Source organism: Roseateles noduli, from assembly GCF_050626985.1.
Taxonomy (GTDB): domain Bacteria; phylum Pseudomonadota; class Gammaproteobacteria; order Burkholderiales; family Burkholderiaceae_C; genus Roseateles; species Roseateles noduli_A.
The window spans coordinates 2,780,203-2,793,950 of sequence record NZ_CP192463.1 but is presented as its reverse complement, the minus strand read 5'-3'; the positions used below and the strand labels follow the sequence as shown (position 1 = coordinate 2,793,950).

General features: G+C 70.0%; 15 protein-coding genes. 9 read left to right on the top strand and 6 right to left on the bottom strand.

The genetic code is table 11. From position 1 onward, the window contains the following. The first annotated feature begins 2 nt into the window (after positions 1-2). Genes ACQ4L4_RS12250 through ACQ4L4_RS12230 form a run of 5 tightly spaced genes read left to right on the top strand, consistent with a single transcriptional unit; the run spans position 3 to position 4,885 of the window. Complete coding sequence (locus ACQ4L4_RS12250; protein WP_431104930.1) at positions 3-1,058, top strand: flagellar basal body P-ring protein FlgI; 1,056 nt, start codon at positions 3-5, stop codon at positions 1,056-1,058. Continuing rightward, complete coding sequence (locus ACQ4L4_RS12245; RefSeq protein ID WP_431104491.1) at positions 1,058-1,453, top strand: rod-binding protein; 396 nt, start codon at positions 1,058-1,060, stop codon at positions 1,451-1,453. Before ACQ4L4_RS12250 ends, ACQ4L4_RS12245 begins: the two co-directional genes overlap by 1 nt. Further along, complete coding sequence (gene flgK, locus ACQ4L4_RS12240; protein WP_431104490.1) at positions 1,450-2,817, top strand: flagellar hook-associated protein FlgK; 1,368 nt, start codon at positions 1,450-1,452, stop codon at positions 2,815-2,817. The genes ACQ4L4_RS12245 and flgK overlap by 4 nt, the downstream gene beginning before the upstream one ends. Positions 2,818-2,877: 60 nt before the next feature. Continuing rightward, the gene (gene flgL, locus ACQ4L4_RS12235) at positions 2,878-3,759 is read left to right on the top strand and encodes a flagellar hook-associated protein FlgL (protein WP_431104489.1); all 882 of its coding nucleotides are present in this window, start codon (positions 2,878-2,880) and stop codon (positions 3,757-3,759) included. After that, entirely contained in the window at positions 3,749-4,885 is a 1,137-nt protein-coding gene (locus tag ACQ4L4_RS12230; RefSeq protein WP_431104488.1) for a hypothetical protein, read from the top strand. Before flgL ends, ACQ4L4_RS12230 begins: the two co-directional genes overlap by 11 nt. A 33-nt stretch (positions 4,886-4,918) precedes the next feature. On the opposite strand, the gene ACQ4L4_RS12225 is transcribed toward ACQ4L4_RS12230, so the two are convergent. Continuing rightward, the gene (locus tag ACQ4L4_RS12225; protein ID WP_431104487.1) at positions 4,919-6,562 is read right to left on the bottom strand and encodes a hypothetical protein; all 1,644 of its coding nucleotides are present in this window, start codon (positions 6,560-6,562) and stop codon (positions 4,919-4,921) included. Positions 6,563-6,858: 296 nt separating this feature from the next. Here ACQ4L4_RS12225 and ACQ4L4_RS12220 point away from each other — a divergent pair, with 296 nt between their 5' ends. The 3 genes from ACQ4L4_RS12220 to upp all read left to right on the top strand — a co-directional run bounded on the left by ACQ4L4_RS12220 (position 6,859) and on the right by upp (position 9,146). Then, on the top strand, positions 6,859-7,656 hold the full coding sequence (locus tag ACQ4L4_RS12220; RefSeq protein WP_431104486.1) for a DUF1624 domain-containing protein: 798 nt from the start codon (positions 6,859-6,861) through the stop codon (positions 7,654-7,656). A gap of 22 nt (positions 7,657-7,678) precedes the next feature. After that, positions 7,679-8,437 (top strand): 23S rRNA (guanosine(2251)-2'-O)-methyltransferase RlmB, encoded by a 759-nt coding sequence (gene rlmB, locus ACQ4L4_RS12215; RefSeq protein ID WP_431104485.1) that lies wholly within the window; start codon positions 7,679-7,681, stop codon positions 8,435-8,437. A gap of 76 nt (positions 8,438-8,513) precedes the next feature. Beyond that, positions 8,514-9,146, top strand: coding sequence for a uracil phosphoribosyltransferase (gene upp / locus ACQ4L4_RS12210; protein WP_067274770.1), 633 nt, complete (start codon positions 8,514-8,516; stop codon positions 9,144-9,146). 44 nt (positions 9,147-9,190) lie between these two features. Here the strand turns inward: upp and ACQ4L4_RS12205 are convergent, their stop codons facing one another. The 5 genes from ACQ4L4_RS12205 to ACQ4L4_RS12185 form a co-directional block, all read right to left on the bottom strand. Further along, positions 9,191-10,594, bottom strand: coding sequence for a TAXI family TRAP transporter solute-binding subunit (locus tag ACQ4L4_RS12205; RefSeq protein WP_431104484.1), 1,404 nt, complete (start codon positions 10,592-10,594; stop codon positions 9,191-9,193). Then, positions 10,591-10,728, bottom strand: a complete 138-nt coding sequence (locus ACQ4L4_RS12200) for a hypothetical protein (protein WP_431104483.1) — start codon at positions 10,726-10,728, stop codon at positions 10,591-10,593. Before ACQ4L4_RS12200 ends, ACQ4L4_RS12205 begins: the two co-directional genes overlap by 4 nt. Before the next feature lie 92 nt (positions 10,729-10,820). Further along, the gene (locus ACQ4L4_RS12195) at positions 10,821-11,432 is read right to left on the bottom strand and encodes a chromate transporter (RefSeq protein ID WP_431104482.1); all 612 of its coding nucleotides are present in this window, start codon (positions 11,430-11,432) and stop codon (positions 10,821-10,823) included. Beyond that, positions 11,429-12,085, bottom strand: a complete 657-nt coding sequence (locus ACQ4L4_RS12190) for a chromate transporter (RefSeq protein ID WP_431104481.1) — start codon at positions 12,083-12,085, stop codon at positions 11,429-11,431. Before ACQ4L4_RS12190 ends, ACQ4L4_RS12195 begins: the two co-directional genes overlap by 4 nt. Continuing rightward, positions 12,082-13,089 carry a D-2-hydroxyacid dehydrogenase family protein gene (locus ACQ4L4_RS12185; protein ID WP_431104480.1) on the bottom strand — a complete coding sequence of 336 codons (1,008 nt, stop codon included), beginning with the start codon at positions 13,087-13,089 and terminating at the stop codon, positions 12,082-12,084. Before ACQ4L4_RS12185 ends, ACQ4L4_RS12190 begins: the two co-directional genes overlap by 4 nt. A gap of 135 nt (positions 13,090-13,224) precedes the next feature. Between ACQ4L4_RS12185 and ACQ4L4_RS12180 the strand changes: the two genes are divergently transcribed. Then, positions 13,225-13,731: a DUF1993 domain-containing protein gene (locus ACQ4L4_RS12180; RefSeq protein ID WP_431104479.1), complete on the top strand. Its 507-nt coding sequence runs from the start codon at positions 13,225-13,227 to the stop codon at positions 13,729-13,731. The last annotated feature ends 17 nt before the right edge of the window (positions 13,732-13,748 follow it).

The window sequence follows — 13,748 nt, the reverse complement described above, 5'->3', positions numbered from 1 at the left end:
CGATGCCGACCTTCGCGGCGCAGCCGCTGCGCCAGCTCGTCGACATCGAGGGCGTGCGCGAGAACCAGCTGCTGGGCTACGGCCTGGTGGTCGGCCTGAACGGCAGCGGCGACAGCACGCAGGTGAAGTTCGCCGGCCAGTCGGTGGCCAACCTGCTGAAGCAGTTCGGCGTGAAGCTGCCGGAGAAGACCGAGGCCAAGTCGCGCAACGCGGCGGCCGTGATGGTGAGCGCGAGTTTCCCGTCGGGCTATCGCCGCGGGCAGTCCATCGACATCACCGTGTCCTCGCTGGGCGATGCGAAGAGCCTGCGCGGCGGCACGCTGCTGCTGACCGAGCTGCACGCCGCCGACGGCGAGGTCTATGCGCTGGCGCAAGGCAACCTGGTCGTGACCGGCCTGAACGCGCAGGGGCAGAGCGGCTCCAGCGTGACGGTGAACACGCCGACGACCGGCCGCGTGCCCAACGGCGCGTCGATCGAGCGCGAGATCGCGAGCGACTTCGACTCGCGGCCGGACGTGGTGCTGAACCTCAAGCGCCCCGCCTTCCAGACCGCGACGCAGATCGTCGACGCGCTGAACCAGCGCTTCGGCAGCGGCACGGCGTCGACGCGCGACGGGACCAGCGTGTCGGTGCGCGCCCCGATGGAATCGACGCAGCGGGTCGCCTTCGTCGCGCAGCTGCAGGGTCTGTCCATCGACGCCGCGCCGGCGCTGCCGCGCGTGATCTTCAATTCCCGCACCGGCACCGTCGTCATCGCCGACGGCGTCAAGGTGCGGCCGGCGGCGGTGTCGCACGGCTCGCTGAAGGTCGTCATCAGCGAGAGCCCGCAGGTCAGCCAGCCCAACGCGTTCAGCCAGGGCCGCACGCAGACGGTGCCGCAGTCGCAGCTGCGCGTGGACCAGGGCGACGGCCGGATGTTCCGCTGGCCGGCGGGCACCTCGCTGCAGGCGATCGTCGACATGGTCAACAGCATCGGCGCGAATCCGGACGACCTGATGGCGATCCTGCAGGCGCTCGATCAGGCCGGCGCGATCGAGGGCGAGCTGCAGGTGATCTGATGAGCGACTTCCCGACTTCTTCTCCGATGCCGTCGGTCGCCGCGCTGGACGGCGCCAAGGATCCCGACGCCCGCATCAAGGCGCAGGCCACCGACGCGGCCGTCAAGTTCGAGGCCTTCTTCATCAAGCAGATGATCAGCCAGATGCGCGCCGGCACGCGCGCGCTGGCCGACGACGACAGCGTCGAGAACAAGCGCGCCAACCAGGACATGCTGGACCTGGCCGACGGGATGGTCGCCGACGCGCTGGCCCAGCAGCGCGCCTTCGGCATCGCCGACCTGATGCTCAAGCAGGTCCTTCCCGCGGCGGGCTTAAGTTCCGGCGCCGGCGCGTCGCCTTCCGGAGGGAAGACCCCCGCGGGCGCCCCCGCATCCTCAGGAACCTCCACCCCATGAGCATCCTCCTCAACGGCCTCACCGGCGCGCAGGCCGCCCAGGCCGCGCTGGGCACCACCAGCCAGAACGTCGCCAACGCGATGACGCCGGGCTACACCCGCACCGGCGTGCTGCTGGGCTCGCTGCAGACGCCGCAGGGCGGGGCCGGCGTGCAGGTGTCCAAGCTGCTGCGCTTTGCCGACAGCTTCAAGAACGTGCAGCTATGGCAGGCGACCAGCCAGCTCGGCCAGTACAGCGCCGGGCAGTCCTACATGACGCAGCTCGAGCAGGTCATGTCCGACGACACGGCCAACATCAACAACGGCATCGACCAGTTCTTCGCCGCGCTGAACGCGGCCAGCGTCCAGCCGGAATCCGGTCCGCTGCGCGAGGCCGTGCTGACCGCCGCCGACGGCCTGGTCAAGCGCTTCGACAGCCTGCAGCAGCTGTTCGCCAACCAGCAGACGGCGATCGCGACGCAGCGCGACGGCGTGGTCAACCAGGTCAACGCGCTGACGCAGGACATCGCGCTGCTGAACAAGCAGATCGCCGGCGGCCGCGCCACCGGCATGAACGACGCCGGGCTGCAGGACGCCCGCGACGAGAAGATCAAGGCGCTGTCCGCGCTGGTCGGCCTGCAGGTCGTCGACACGCCCGACGGCGCCAAGAGCGTGTCGCTCAAGGGCGGCCAGCCGCTGGTCGTCGGCGCGGACGCGGCGGTGATGTCCACGTCCGGGCCCGGCGCGCTGAAGATCCAGTTCGCCAACACCTCGTTCACCTTGTCGGACGTGGGGCAGGGCGGTCAGCTCGGCGGCCTGGCCGATCTGCAGAAGCAGGTGCTGGGTCCGATGCGCACGACGATCTCCGAGCTCGCCCTGGGCATCGGCAACGCGTTCAACGCGCAGCTGGCGCTGGGCTTCGCCCCGCCGGCCACGACGCCGGGCGCGGCGCTGTTCGACACCAGCGGCGGCACGCTCAAGATGACCGGGATCACCGCGTCGCAGCTGGCGTTCTCCGCCAGCGCCACGGTCAGCGGCGACAGCGGCAACCTCACCGCGCTGATCGGCCTGAAGAACCGGCCGATGACCATCACCACCTTCGATGCGGCCGGCAACGCCGCCGGCACGACGCAGATCATCACCGGCGACGTGTTCACGCAGCTGGTGGGCAAGCTGGGCGTGGCGAGTTCGCTGAACCAGAGCTCGCAGAAGACCGCGACGACGGTGCGCGACCAGTCCGAGGAGGACTGGAAGTCCAGCGCCGGCGTCAACACCGACGAGGAAGCCATCAACCTCATGCAGTACCAGCAGATGTACCAGGCCAACATGAAGGTGGTGGCGGTGGCGAACCAGCTGTTCGACAGCACGCTGCAGATGCTGGGCTGAGCCCGGCGTCGTCCATCCCCTTCAGCCCCGTTCAGATCGTCGCTTTCCGGAGAAGCCGCCATGCGCATCGCCAGCAACCAGTACCACACGACGATGAACAGCGCGCTGCAGGCCGCCAACGAGGGCCTGACGCACGTGATGCAGCAGATGGCGTCGGGCCAGCGCGTGCTCAAGCCGTCCGACGACAGCATCGCGGCGCTGCGCCTGGCGCGGCTGTCGCGCGAGGAGGCCTCGCTCGACCAGTACCGCGACAACATCGGCGCGCTGCAGAGCCGGCTCAAGACCAGCGAGGTGTCGCTGGACAGCATCCGCGAGGACCTGCAGGCGACGCGCGACCTGCTGGTCTGGGCGGCCGACGCGGGCAACACCGGCGACGACCTGAACGCGATGTCGGGCTCGGTGAAGACGCTGCACGACAGCCTGCTCTTCCTGGCCAACAGCAAGAACGCGGAAGGCCGCTACCTGTTCTCCGGCACGGCCAGCGACCAGCCGACCGTCGACGCGGGCTACAACTTCCTGGGCAACTCGCAGACGCAGCAGGTCGCCGTGGCGGACAACATGGCCATCGGCGGCAACGTGTCGCTCGAGGGCATGGGCGCGTTCCTGCGCCAGCTCAACACGTTGGGCGGCCAGCTGGCCACGCCGGGCGTCACCGCCGAAGGCGTGCACGCCGACGTGACCGCGATGATCGCCGCGCTCGACCAGACGCTGGGCGACGTGGCGGGCAAGATCGGCCAGCTCGGCGGACGGCAGAACATCCTGGACACCATCGACACGAACCATGCGTCGGTCAGCCTGGCCAACCGGCAGACCGCGCTGGACCTCGGTCAGATCGACTACGGCGAGGCCGCCACGCGCCTCAACAGCTACACGCTGGCGCTGCAGGCGACGCAGAAGGCCTATGCGAAGGTCAGCCAGCTGAGCCTGTTCGATGCGATCTGACGCGCTCACCGCGCCGGTGTTCGGCGGGGATCGCGCGTCGCGGTCCGCCGACGGCGCTCGCATGGCGGCGTTGCCGACCGCGCCCGCCTTGGCGACGAGCGGTGCCGGCGTCGCCGCGGCACGTCCCGCGCCCCTCGATGCGCCGGGCATGCGGCCTGCGCCGACCGCGCCGACGGCAGAGAAGCCCCTCGTCATCGAGGTCGCCGCGGCGCCGCTGCGCGCGGGCGACGGCGCTTCACCCGCTCGCGAACCGGGCGCGCAACTTCAGCTCGGCAAACTCCAGCAGGGGCTGGACTACCTCGATCGGCTGGCCGCGGCGATGCAGCAGCTCAAGGGCGGTCTCAGCGAGACGCTGGCGCGCCAGACTCCCCCGTCGGCGACGCTGGGCGGGCAGGTCGACCAGTTGCGTCAGCTCTGGTCGCAGCGCAGCCGCGAGGCCGGCGGTCGCGTCGATGCCGAATTGCAGGCCGCGCCCGAGGACGGCGCGGCGCGCCAGCGCTTCAAGTTGCGCGGCCTGGATCTGGCCGTGCTGCAGCAAGGGGGCAAGGAGACGCTGAGACTCCAGCTGCCGGGTCAGCCGCAGGAAGGCGGCGCGCCGGGCAAGGCGACGGTGATTGCCGTGTCGCTGGACGGCGAGGGCACACAGCAGCAGTTGCAGGCGCTGACGAAGGCGTTGTCTCCGGCGGGGCTGTCGGTGCAGGCGCAGGGCACGGAGATCGTGTTCAGCGTGGCCGAGTCGCAGTGGCCCGCGCTGCGCGACGGCCTGACCCTGCGCGGCGAAGGCAAGCGCTTCCCCAGCGGCCAGCCGGTGCGCGCGCTGCTGGAGCCGGCGCCGGACGCGCTGCAGCCGCAGCGCTGGGACCTGAAGGAAGCGACCGGGCAGCGCCAGGCGCTGGGACAGTTGCTGCAGGCGCAGCCCAAGGTCGCGCAGGCGCGGGCCCGCCTGCATGAGCAGCTCGAGTCGGCCGCGCGGCCGGCGCCGTCGATGGCGCCGGAGCAGGCCGGCGCGCTTGCCGGCGCGTTGGCGGGTGCGCTGTCCGGCGCCGAGTACAGCGACGTCGGCGCGCTGCTGCCGGCGCTGCGCGGCATGCACCGGCAGCGCGTGCGTCAGTTGCTGTCGCCCTGACGGGACCTGACGCTCGACGCCCGACGGGGGCGCTCAGGAGGACGGCAGGCGGCCGACGAAATCGTCGATCTGGAACGGCAGGCAGATCGTGTGCGGCAGCGACTTGCTGTGGCTGAACTCGAGTAGCGTCTTCACGAGCAGCGAGTCTTCGCGACAGTCGCCCCGCTCGACGCTGGCGACGCGCTGACCCTCGGTCTTCAATCGCGCGATCATGTCCTCGGTGTTGCGCGCCGGGATCAGGGAGTCCTTGCTGTTGTGGAACATCCTGAACTCGGCCAGCGGCAGGTCGTATCGCTGCGAACCGGACGCCAGGCTGTTCAACAGGAGATGCGGCGTGAGGCCGCTGAGCTTCCCGGCCCGGTAGTCGGCGAGGAAGGCCGGCAGCACCTGACCATCGGCGCCGAAGACCGTCCTGGGGTCGTAGGACAGGTGCTGGTAGTCGCGCAGTGCCGCGAGCGTGCGGCCCAGGTAGTCCGGGATGCGGCTCAGATCGGCCTTGTCCGAATACTCGTCGCGCGGTTCGCCGGCGGCCGCTCGCAGGGACGAGTCCAGCGTCCGGCGGATCTCGAAGGGACCGTCGCCGGTCGACACCAGCCGGATCGTCGTCTGGCGCGCCAGGTGCGGGATCGAGGCCATGGCGGAGAACGCCCCCTGCGACGGACCGATCATGCGCAGGTCCATCCCGGGCTGCGCGCGGTGGACCTGCATGAAGTACTCGTTGACGGCGCTCAGCATGTCCACGGTGTGCGCGGCCGTGTCCGCGGCGATCAGGAAGGCCTGCGGCGAGGCCGCCGTGTCGCCCTTGCCGATCAGGTCGGGGGTGAAGTAGATGTGGCCCTTGCCCGCCGCGCCCAGGCCGATCAGGACCATGGCGTTCCTGCCCGACGAGGGGGCGTCGGACTCGTTGGATTCGGCACCGCGCTGCCCGATCACCACGGGCCGGCCGTTGTAGTCGACCGGTGGGCCGCCTGCCGACGGCACGGGATAGACCAGCAGGCCGCTGAGCGTGATGGGCGCGCCGGACGCGTCGATGCTCCGATAACGGACGCGTTTGACCTGGGCGTCGAAGGCGGCGTTCGGCGAGGCGATGTGGGGCAGTTCGTGGCGCAGGAGCGGCTTGAGCACCGCGGCGGTCACGGGGTTGCCCCTCGCGTAGTCCTCCACCAGGACGCTGACCAGGTCGTTGATCTGCGAACGGGCGATCCGCGACGAGCCCGTCAGGCCGCCGAACTCCACCGGGAGGTCCGTGACGTCCCCGTCCAGCGCCCCACGGCGTTGCTGGCCGGTGCTGAAGACGGACACGGCCTTGCCGTTCAGCTGGAGCCCGTAGGACGTGTCCGGCTGCAGCGTCTGTCGCGGCTCGATCGTGCGCGAGCCGGCGAGGCCCCCGTTCGGGTTCGCCCATTCGCTGGACGCGACGACGGTGGTCGGCACGGTCGCCTGGGTCTTGTCGACCAGCTTGAAGTCGTCGCACGCGCCGGCGGTGGCGGCGGTGTAGTCGATGGTCACCGACGGATCGATGAACCCGGCCGTGACGGAGGCTTCGGGGGTGACGCGCAGCACCGTGCAGGCGGGCGCGACGATGTCCGGGCTCTTGTCGCCCTTGCCGCCGCCGCAGGCGGCGACCAGGACGGACAGGCTGAGCACGGTGAACAGCGAGGGAGGGGAAGGGCGCATGGGGAGTCGGGGAGGAGAGAGTCGGGGAGGAGGGACGAGGGGAGCGAGGAATGGGGAGAGGAGACGGGCCGCGGCAGAAGCACCGGAGGCAGGGAAGAGGGGGCGGGAGTCGAAGAGGGGATCGTCGATGCCCCGTTGCGCCGGCTCAATGCGGCGGACGGGGGGAAGCAGCGGCCCCGACTGGCTCATCGAGGGGAGGGAACCACCCGGATGCGGGGGGTGGCCCCGGGGGCGGCGGTCGATTGCCGGACCGGCGTCATCGCGCGGTCCGGCGGCTTATGTAGACTGTTTCCCCGATGAATCCGCCGGCCCGCTTTCCGACCGCAACGCCTGACCCCGGCCTGGACGCCGTGGCGCGCGACTTCCAGACGACCCCGCGCTTCGACCGCCTCGATGCGCTACGGGGCCTGGCCATGGTCTGGATGACCGTCTTCCACTTCTGCTTCGACCTGAGCTACTACAAGATCGTGGTGGAGGACTTCTACCGCGACCCGTTCTGGACCTGGCAGCGCAGCGCCATCGTCAGCCTGTTCCTGCTGTGCGCCGGCATGGGCCAGGCGGTGGCGCTGGCGCAGGGCCAGACGGCCTACCGCTTCTGGCGCCGCTGGGGCCAGGTCATGGCCTGCGCGCTGCTGGTGTCGATCGGGTCGTGGTGGATGTTCCCGCGCTCCTTCATCAGCTTCGGCGTGCTCCACGGCATGGCGCTGATGCTGATCCTGGTGCGCTTCGGCTTCTCGAGACTGCCTACCGCGGCGTTGTGGCTGCTGGGCGCGGTCGCGATCGCGCTGCCGTTCTTCGTCGCGCATCCCTTCTTCGACACCCGCACCACCAACTGGCTCGGCCTGGTCACGCGCAAGCCCCTGACCGAGGACTACGTCCCGCTGCTGCCGTGGCTCGGCCCGATGCTGTGGGGCTGCGCGCTGATGCGCGTCGAGGCGGTGCGGACCTGGATGCAGCGTCCGGTGCTGCCGGCGGTGCGTCCGCTGTCGGTGATGGGGCGGTGGTCGCTGTCGTACTACATGCTCCACCAGCCGGTCATGATCGGCCTGCTGGCGGCGGCGCGCACGCTGGGCTGGCTGTCAGGCAGGCCGTGACGGGTGCGCGACAATCGCGCCCATGAGCTCTTCCTCTCCTTCCAAGACCCAGATCCTGTTCGGCTTCCACGCCGTCACCGTGCGGCTGAAGACCGCGCCCGCCTCGGTGCAGGAGATCCTGTTCGACGCCACCCGCAAGGACCAGCGCATGCGGGGCTTCCTCGAGAAGGCCGAAGCGGCCGGCGCGAAGCTCGTCGAGAGCGACGACGACCGGTTGAAGGCGCTGTGCGGCACGCACCGCCACCAGGGCGTGGTGGCGCGGGTGAAGGCGGTGGCGCAGTCGCATTCGCTGGATGAGGTGCTGGAGCAGGTCGAGGGGCCGCCGCTGGTGCTGGTGCTGGACGGCGTCACCGATCCGCACAACCTCGGCGCCTGCCTGCGCGTGGCCGACGGTGCGGGCGCCCATGCGGTGGTCGCGCCCAAGGACCATGCCGTGGGGCTGAACGCGACGGTGGCCAAGGTCGCCAGCGGCGCCGCGGAGACCGTGCCCTACCTGATGGTGACCAACCTGGCGCGTTCGCTCAATGAGCTCAAGGAACGCGACATCTGGGTGATCGGCACCTCGGACCAGGCGGAGAAGACGCTGTACGACCTGGACCTGACGGGTCCGGTGGCGCTGGTGCTGGGCGCCGAAGGCGACGGCATGCGCCAGCTGACCGCGAAGACCTGCGACGAGCTCGTGCGCATCCCGATGCAGGGCGCGGTGGAAAGCCTGAACGTCTCCGTGGCCGCCGGCGTGTGCCTGTACGAGGCGCTGCGCCAACGTCAGAAGAAGGCCTGAGCACCCGACGCGAGATAATCGCGTCCATTCCGGCGCCCACGAGGCGCCGTTCCACCCTCCGCATCCCGGTAGCGCCATGCCAGTCATCGAAGTCACGCATCCCCTCGTCAAGCACAAGATCGGCCTGATGCGGGAGGGCGACATGTCCACCAAGAAGTTCCGCGAGCTGACCGGCGAGGTCGCGCGGCTGCTGGCCTACGAGGCGACGGCGGACTTCCCGCTCGAGAAGACGACGATCGAGGGCTGGTGCGGCCAGGTCGAGATCGACCAGATCGCGGGCCGCAAGGTGACGGTGGTGCCCATCCTGCGCGCGGGCCTGGGCATGCTGGACGGCGTGCTGGACATGATGCCCAACGCCAAGGTGAGCGTGGTCGGCCTGGCGCGCGACCACGAGACGCTGCAGCCGGTGAACTACTTCGAGAAGTTCGTCGGCAAGCTGGACGAGCGCACCGCGCTGATCGTGGATCCGATGCTGGCGACGGCCGGCTCGATGATCGCGACGGTGGACCTGCTCAAGCAGCGCGGCTGCAAGGACATCCGCGCGCTGGTGCTGGTGGCGGCGCCGGAAGGCGTGGCGGCGCTGAACAAGGCGCATCCGGACATCCGCTGCTGGACCGCGGCGATCGACTCGCACCTCAACGAGAACGGCTACATCATCCCGGGCCTCGGCGACGCCGGGGACAAGATCTTCGGGACGAAGGACGTCTGAGGTCCTTGTGCGGTGAAGGGATGATCGATACGACCGGTCGTTGATCAGTCGATCCGTGCCTCGGTCGGTCCCTCGGTCGGTCCGTCTGTTGGCCGGGACCGCTGCGCCAACAGGCGCTTGCGCACCGCATAGATGTTGTTGCGCAGCGCGTAGAGCTCTTCGGCATAGGACAGCGGCACCGCAATGCGGTGTGTGACGCGATCCAGCTCGTCCAGCTCGTCGAGCAATGCCTCGCGCTCGCCGGTGCCGGTTTCCAGCTTGGCTTCCACCTCGCGCAGCCGCGCATACCAGCGGAACACGCGCGAGCGCACGCGGAAGGTGTAGAGCGGCGGCACCACGCGCGACAGCGGCAGCATCAGCACCAGCAGGCCGCCGACCACGAGCCACATGCGCTCCAGCAGATTGCCGGCCCAGAAGGGCAGGTAGCGCGCCCAGGCCGGCGGCGTGCCGTTGATCGCGCGGTCGCCCTCGGCGCTGACCGGCAGCTCGCTGGTGCGGGTGTTGGGGAAGTCGCGCGCGCCGTTGAACCAGCCGGCCCCGCTGTGCTGGCCCAGGGCCGCCTGCGCGAACAGCTGGCGCAGCGCCGGGTGCGTCTGCTCGCGCGCCAGCAGGGCGGTGGTGGTGGCCAGCAGCGGTACGTCGTGCGGCGGCAGATCGGCCGCCAGGTCCACCACGCCGCGCGGCAGCGTCACGGTGGACAGGAAGGGCAGGTGGCGGGAATAGGCCTCGTTCTGCTCGAAGGCCATCAGCGCGATGGCCGGGTCGCGCAGCAGCGCGCGGATCAGGCCGGACTGCGGCGCCGAGATCAGCACCGCGGCGTCCAGCCGGCCCTGGCGCAGCGCCGCGCCGGCGTCGTCGGGCGCCAGATTGGACAGCTGCAGATCGGTCGGCTTCAACTGGTTCAGCGCCAGCAGCTTCTCGACGATCTGCGGGACACCGCTGCCGTCCTGGTCCACATTGACCCGCAGGCCGCGCAGCTGGGTCAGGCGCTGCAGTTCGCCGCCGGGCTGGCGGCGCGCGATGCCGAGATCGCGGCGATAGAAGATCCAGATCGGTTCGTAGAACAGGCTGCCCAGGGAGACGATGCCGGCCTCGGTATCGGCCACCGGATCGGCCATGCCGCCGCGGACGAAGCCCACATCGGCCGTGCCCGCGCGCAGATGGGCCAGATCGTCCTGCGCGCCTTCGCTGGCGATCAGCGCCACCTGGATGCGCTCGCGCGCCAGCGCCTTCGCATAGCCCTCGCCGAAGCCGGCGTAGGCACTGCCGACCGGGCCGGTGGCCAGGCGCACCTGGCGCGGCGGCTGCGGATCCAGCCACCAGTAGGCCGCGACCAGCAGACCGCCGCCGAGCAGCAGCAACGGCCCCATCGAGACCAGCATGTCGCGCACCGTCTGCACCAGCAGGCGCAGGCTGCGGGTGGCATGCCATTGCTGGATCGGGGTCATGGCTTGCCGTCCTGGGCGGGCAAGGTCCGGGCCTGCGCGTTGCGGGGGCGCTCGCCGTCCTGGGCACCCGCATGAGTGGCGGCCGCAAGGGTGAGCGTGAGCGTGAGCGTGAGCGTGATGCCGAGGCGTCGCATGGGCTGGGTCTTTGCCGATGGAGGATCGGTCCATCGTATTCGAGGCGTGCCGGTCGGACTGATATGCCCGCTCCGGTGCAGAGCTGCCGCCGCTAGACCACCCCGAGTGCTCCCAGCACGCCACCCGCCAGCACCAGCCACACGATGCCGATCTTGGTCCGCATCGTGAGCACCACCGTTGCGACGATCATCGCCAGCGTCGCCCAGCGGTGGTCCGGCTCCACGAGGTAGGGCGCGGCCAGTAGCCAGCCCGTCGCGATCATCAGGCCCAATGTCAGCGGCGCCATGCCGACGGTGAAGGCGCGCACGCCCAGGTGCTCGCGGTTGTTGCGGGCCCAGCGCGTGGCCGCGACCACCAGCGTCGTCGACGGCAGCAGGATGCCGGCCATCGCCGCCGCCGCGCCCAGCAGTCCCGACACGTTGAAGCCGAGCACCGCGACGAACAGGATGTTCGGCCCCGGCGCCGCCTGCGCCAGGGCGATCGAACTCGTGAAGCTCTGGTCCGTCAGCCAGTGCCGCTCATCCACCAGGTAGCGATGCATGTCCGGCGCCGTCGTGATGGCGCCGCCGATGGACAGCAGCGACAGCATCAGGAAGTGCAGCATCAGCGCGCCGAGCTCGGGCCAGCTCAGCGTGCCGACGAGCATCTGCGTCCAGCCGACGTGCGCGACGACATGGGGACCGACCTGCGCGCCGACGCTCACGTGCGCACTCCCACGCGGCTGCGCTTGAGTGCGATCAGCGCCAGCGTCATGCCCAGTCCGCCGACGCTCAGCACGATCCAGAACAAGGGCAGCTTGAGCCAGACCGTCGCGCCGAAGACCAGCGCGGCGAGCGCCAGTCCGGGCATCAGACCGATCGGGTTCTTCCTCAGCGAGGGCAGCAGCTTGAAGCCCGTGGCCAGGATCAGTCCGGCCGACACCGCCCCCATGCCGCGCAGCGCGCCGGTCATGCGCGGCGAGGCCAGCCAGGTCGTGGACAGGGCCGCCAGGATCAGCACGATCACGGCCGGGAAGAGCATCATTCCCGCCAGCGCGACCATCGCACCGCGCAGGCCGAAGAAGCGGTCGCCGATCATCAGCGAAATGTTCACGATGTTCGGCCCCGGCAGCACCTGCGCGACGGCGAGCGTCTCGACGAACTCCTCGCGCGTCATCCAGTTCAGGCGCTCCACCAGTTCCCGCTGCGCCACGGCCAGCACGCCGCCGAAGCCCTGCAGCGCCAGCCAGGTGAAGGCCCAGAACAGCTGGGAGAGGGATTCGGGTTGCGCGAGCGCGGGTTCGGGCGCGGCGGCGGCGGCGCCTGGCTCGGCGCCTTCAGGGGACGGTGGCGGCGTGGAGGAGGGCCCCGCGCTCACCGGTGCCCCTTCAGCACATCCGGATTGACGATGTTGCTCGGCTTGCCGGCCATGTAGTTCAGGACGTTGTCGAACGCCGCGTCGAAGTACATCTGGTAGCTGTCCTGCTCGACGTAGCCGATGTGGGGCGTGCACACGGCATTCTCGAGCCTGAGCAGCGGGTGGCCTTGCAGGATCGGTTCGGACTCGAACACGTCGACCGCAGCCATGCCGGGCCGGCCGCGGTTCAGTCCGGAGACCAGCGCGCCGTCGGCGACCAGTTCCGCGCGCGAGGTGTTCACGAACAGCGAGGTCGGCTTCATCCGCGCCAGGTCTTCGGCGCTCACGATGCCGGTGGTTTCGTCCGACAGCCGCAGGTGCAGCGTCAGCACGTCCGCCTGTTCGAAGAAGGCTTCGCGGCTGTCCGCGGCCTGATGACCGTCGGCCTGCGCGCGCAGCCGCGAGGCCTCGCTGCCCCAGACCAGCACCTGCATGCCGAAGGCCTTGCCGTAGCCGGCGATCAGCTGGCCGATCTTGCCGTAGCCCCAGATGCCCAGCGTCTTGCCGCGCAGCACCATGCCCAGGCCGAAGTTCGGCGGCATCGAACCGGACTTCAGGCCCGACTGCTGCCACACGCCGTGCTTGAGCGTGGAGATGTACTGCGGCAGCCGCCGCATCGCGGCCATGATCAGCGCCCAGGTCAGCTCCGCGGGGGCGATCGGTGACCCGCCACCTTCCGCCACGGCGATGCCCAGCCGCGTGCAGGCGTCGACGTCGATGTGCTTGCCGACGCGTCCGGTCTGCGAGATCAGCTTCAGCTTGGGCAGCTTCTCCAGCAGTTGGCGAGGGAAGTGGGTGCGTTCGCGGATCGTCACCAGCACTTCGGCGTCGCGCAGCCGGACCGACAGCTGCCCGATGCCCTTGACGGTGTTGGTGAAGACCTTGGCGTTCAGCGCGTCCAGCTTGGCGGCGCAAGGCAGCTTGCGCACGGCGTCCTGGTAGTCGTCGAGGATGATGATGTTCATAGGCGTGCGGGCTCCGATCCTACTCGCCTGAAACGGTCGCCCCAAGGCCATTGGGCGAGCGTCGTGCAACAGATCGGAACAGGCACTAGCATCGCGCCCGCATCGCATCCCCCCATCCCAGACAAGGAGACTCCCATGGACATGTACGCCGCCACCGTGCCGGTGTTCGACCGCATGCTGAGCAACATGCAGACCTGGATCCGCACCGCGCGCGATCACGCCCTGGCCAAGGGCTTCGACGAATCGGTCTACCTGACGCTGCGCCTGGCGCCCGACATGCTCCCGCTGCCGCGCCAGGTCCAGATCGCCAGCGATGCCGCGAAGAGCGGCGTCGCGCGCCTGGCCGGCATCGAGGTGCCGAGCTGGCCCGACAGCGAAGCCACGCTGGAAGAGCTGATCCAGCGCATCCAGAAGACGCGCGACTTCATCAAGTCGGTCAGCGCCGAGCAGATCAACGGCTCCGAGACCCGTGCGGTCAGCGTGCCGCGCCGCGACAAGGAGCCGCTGCAGTTCCAGGGGCAGGACTTCACCCGCTTCTTCAACCTGCCCAACTTCTTCTTCCACGCCACCACGCTGTACGCACTGCTGCGCCACGCCGGCGTGCCGCTGGGCAAGATGGATTTCCTGGGTCAGCCGAAGTAAGTCGCCCAGCGGCCCCG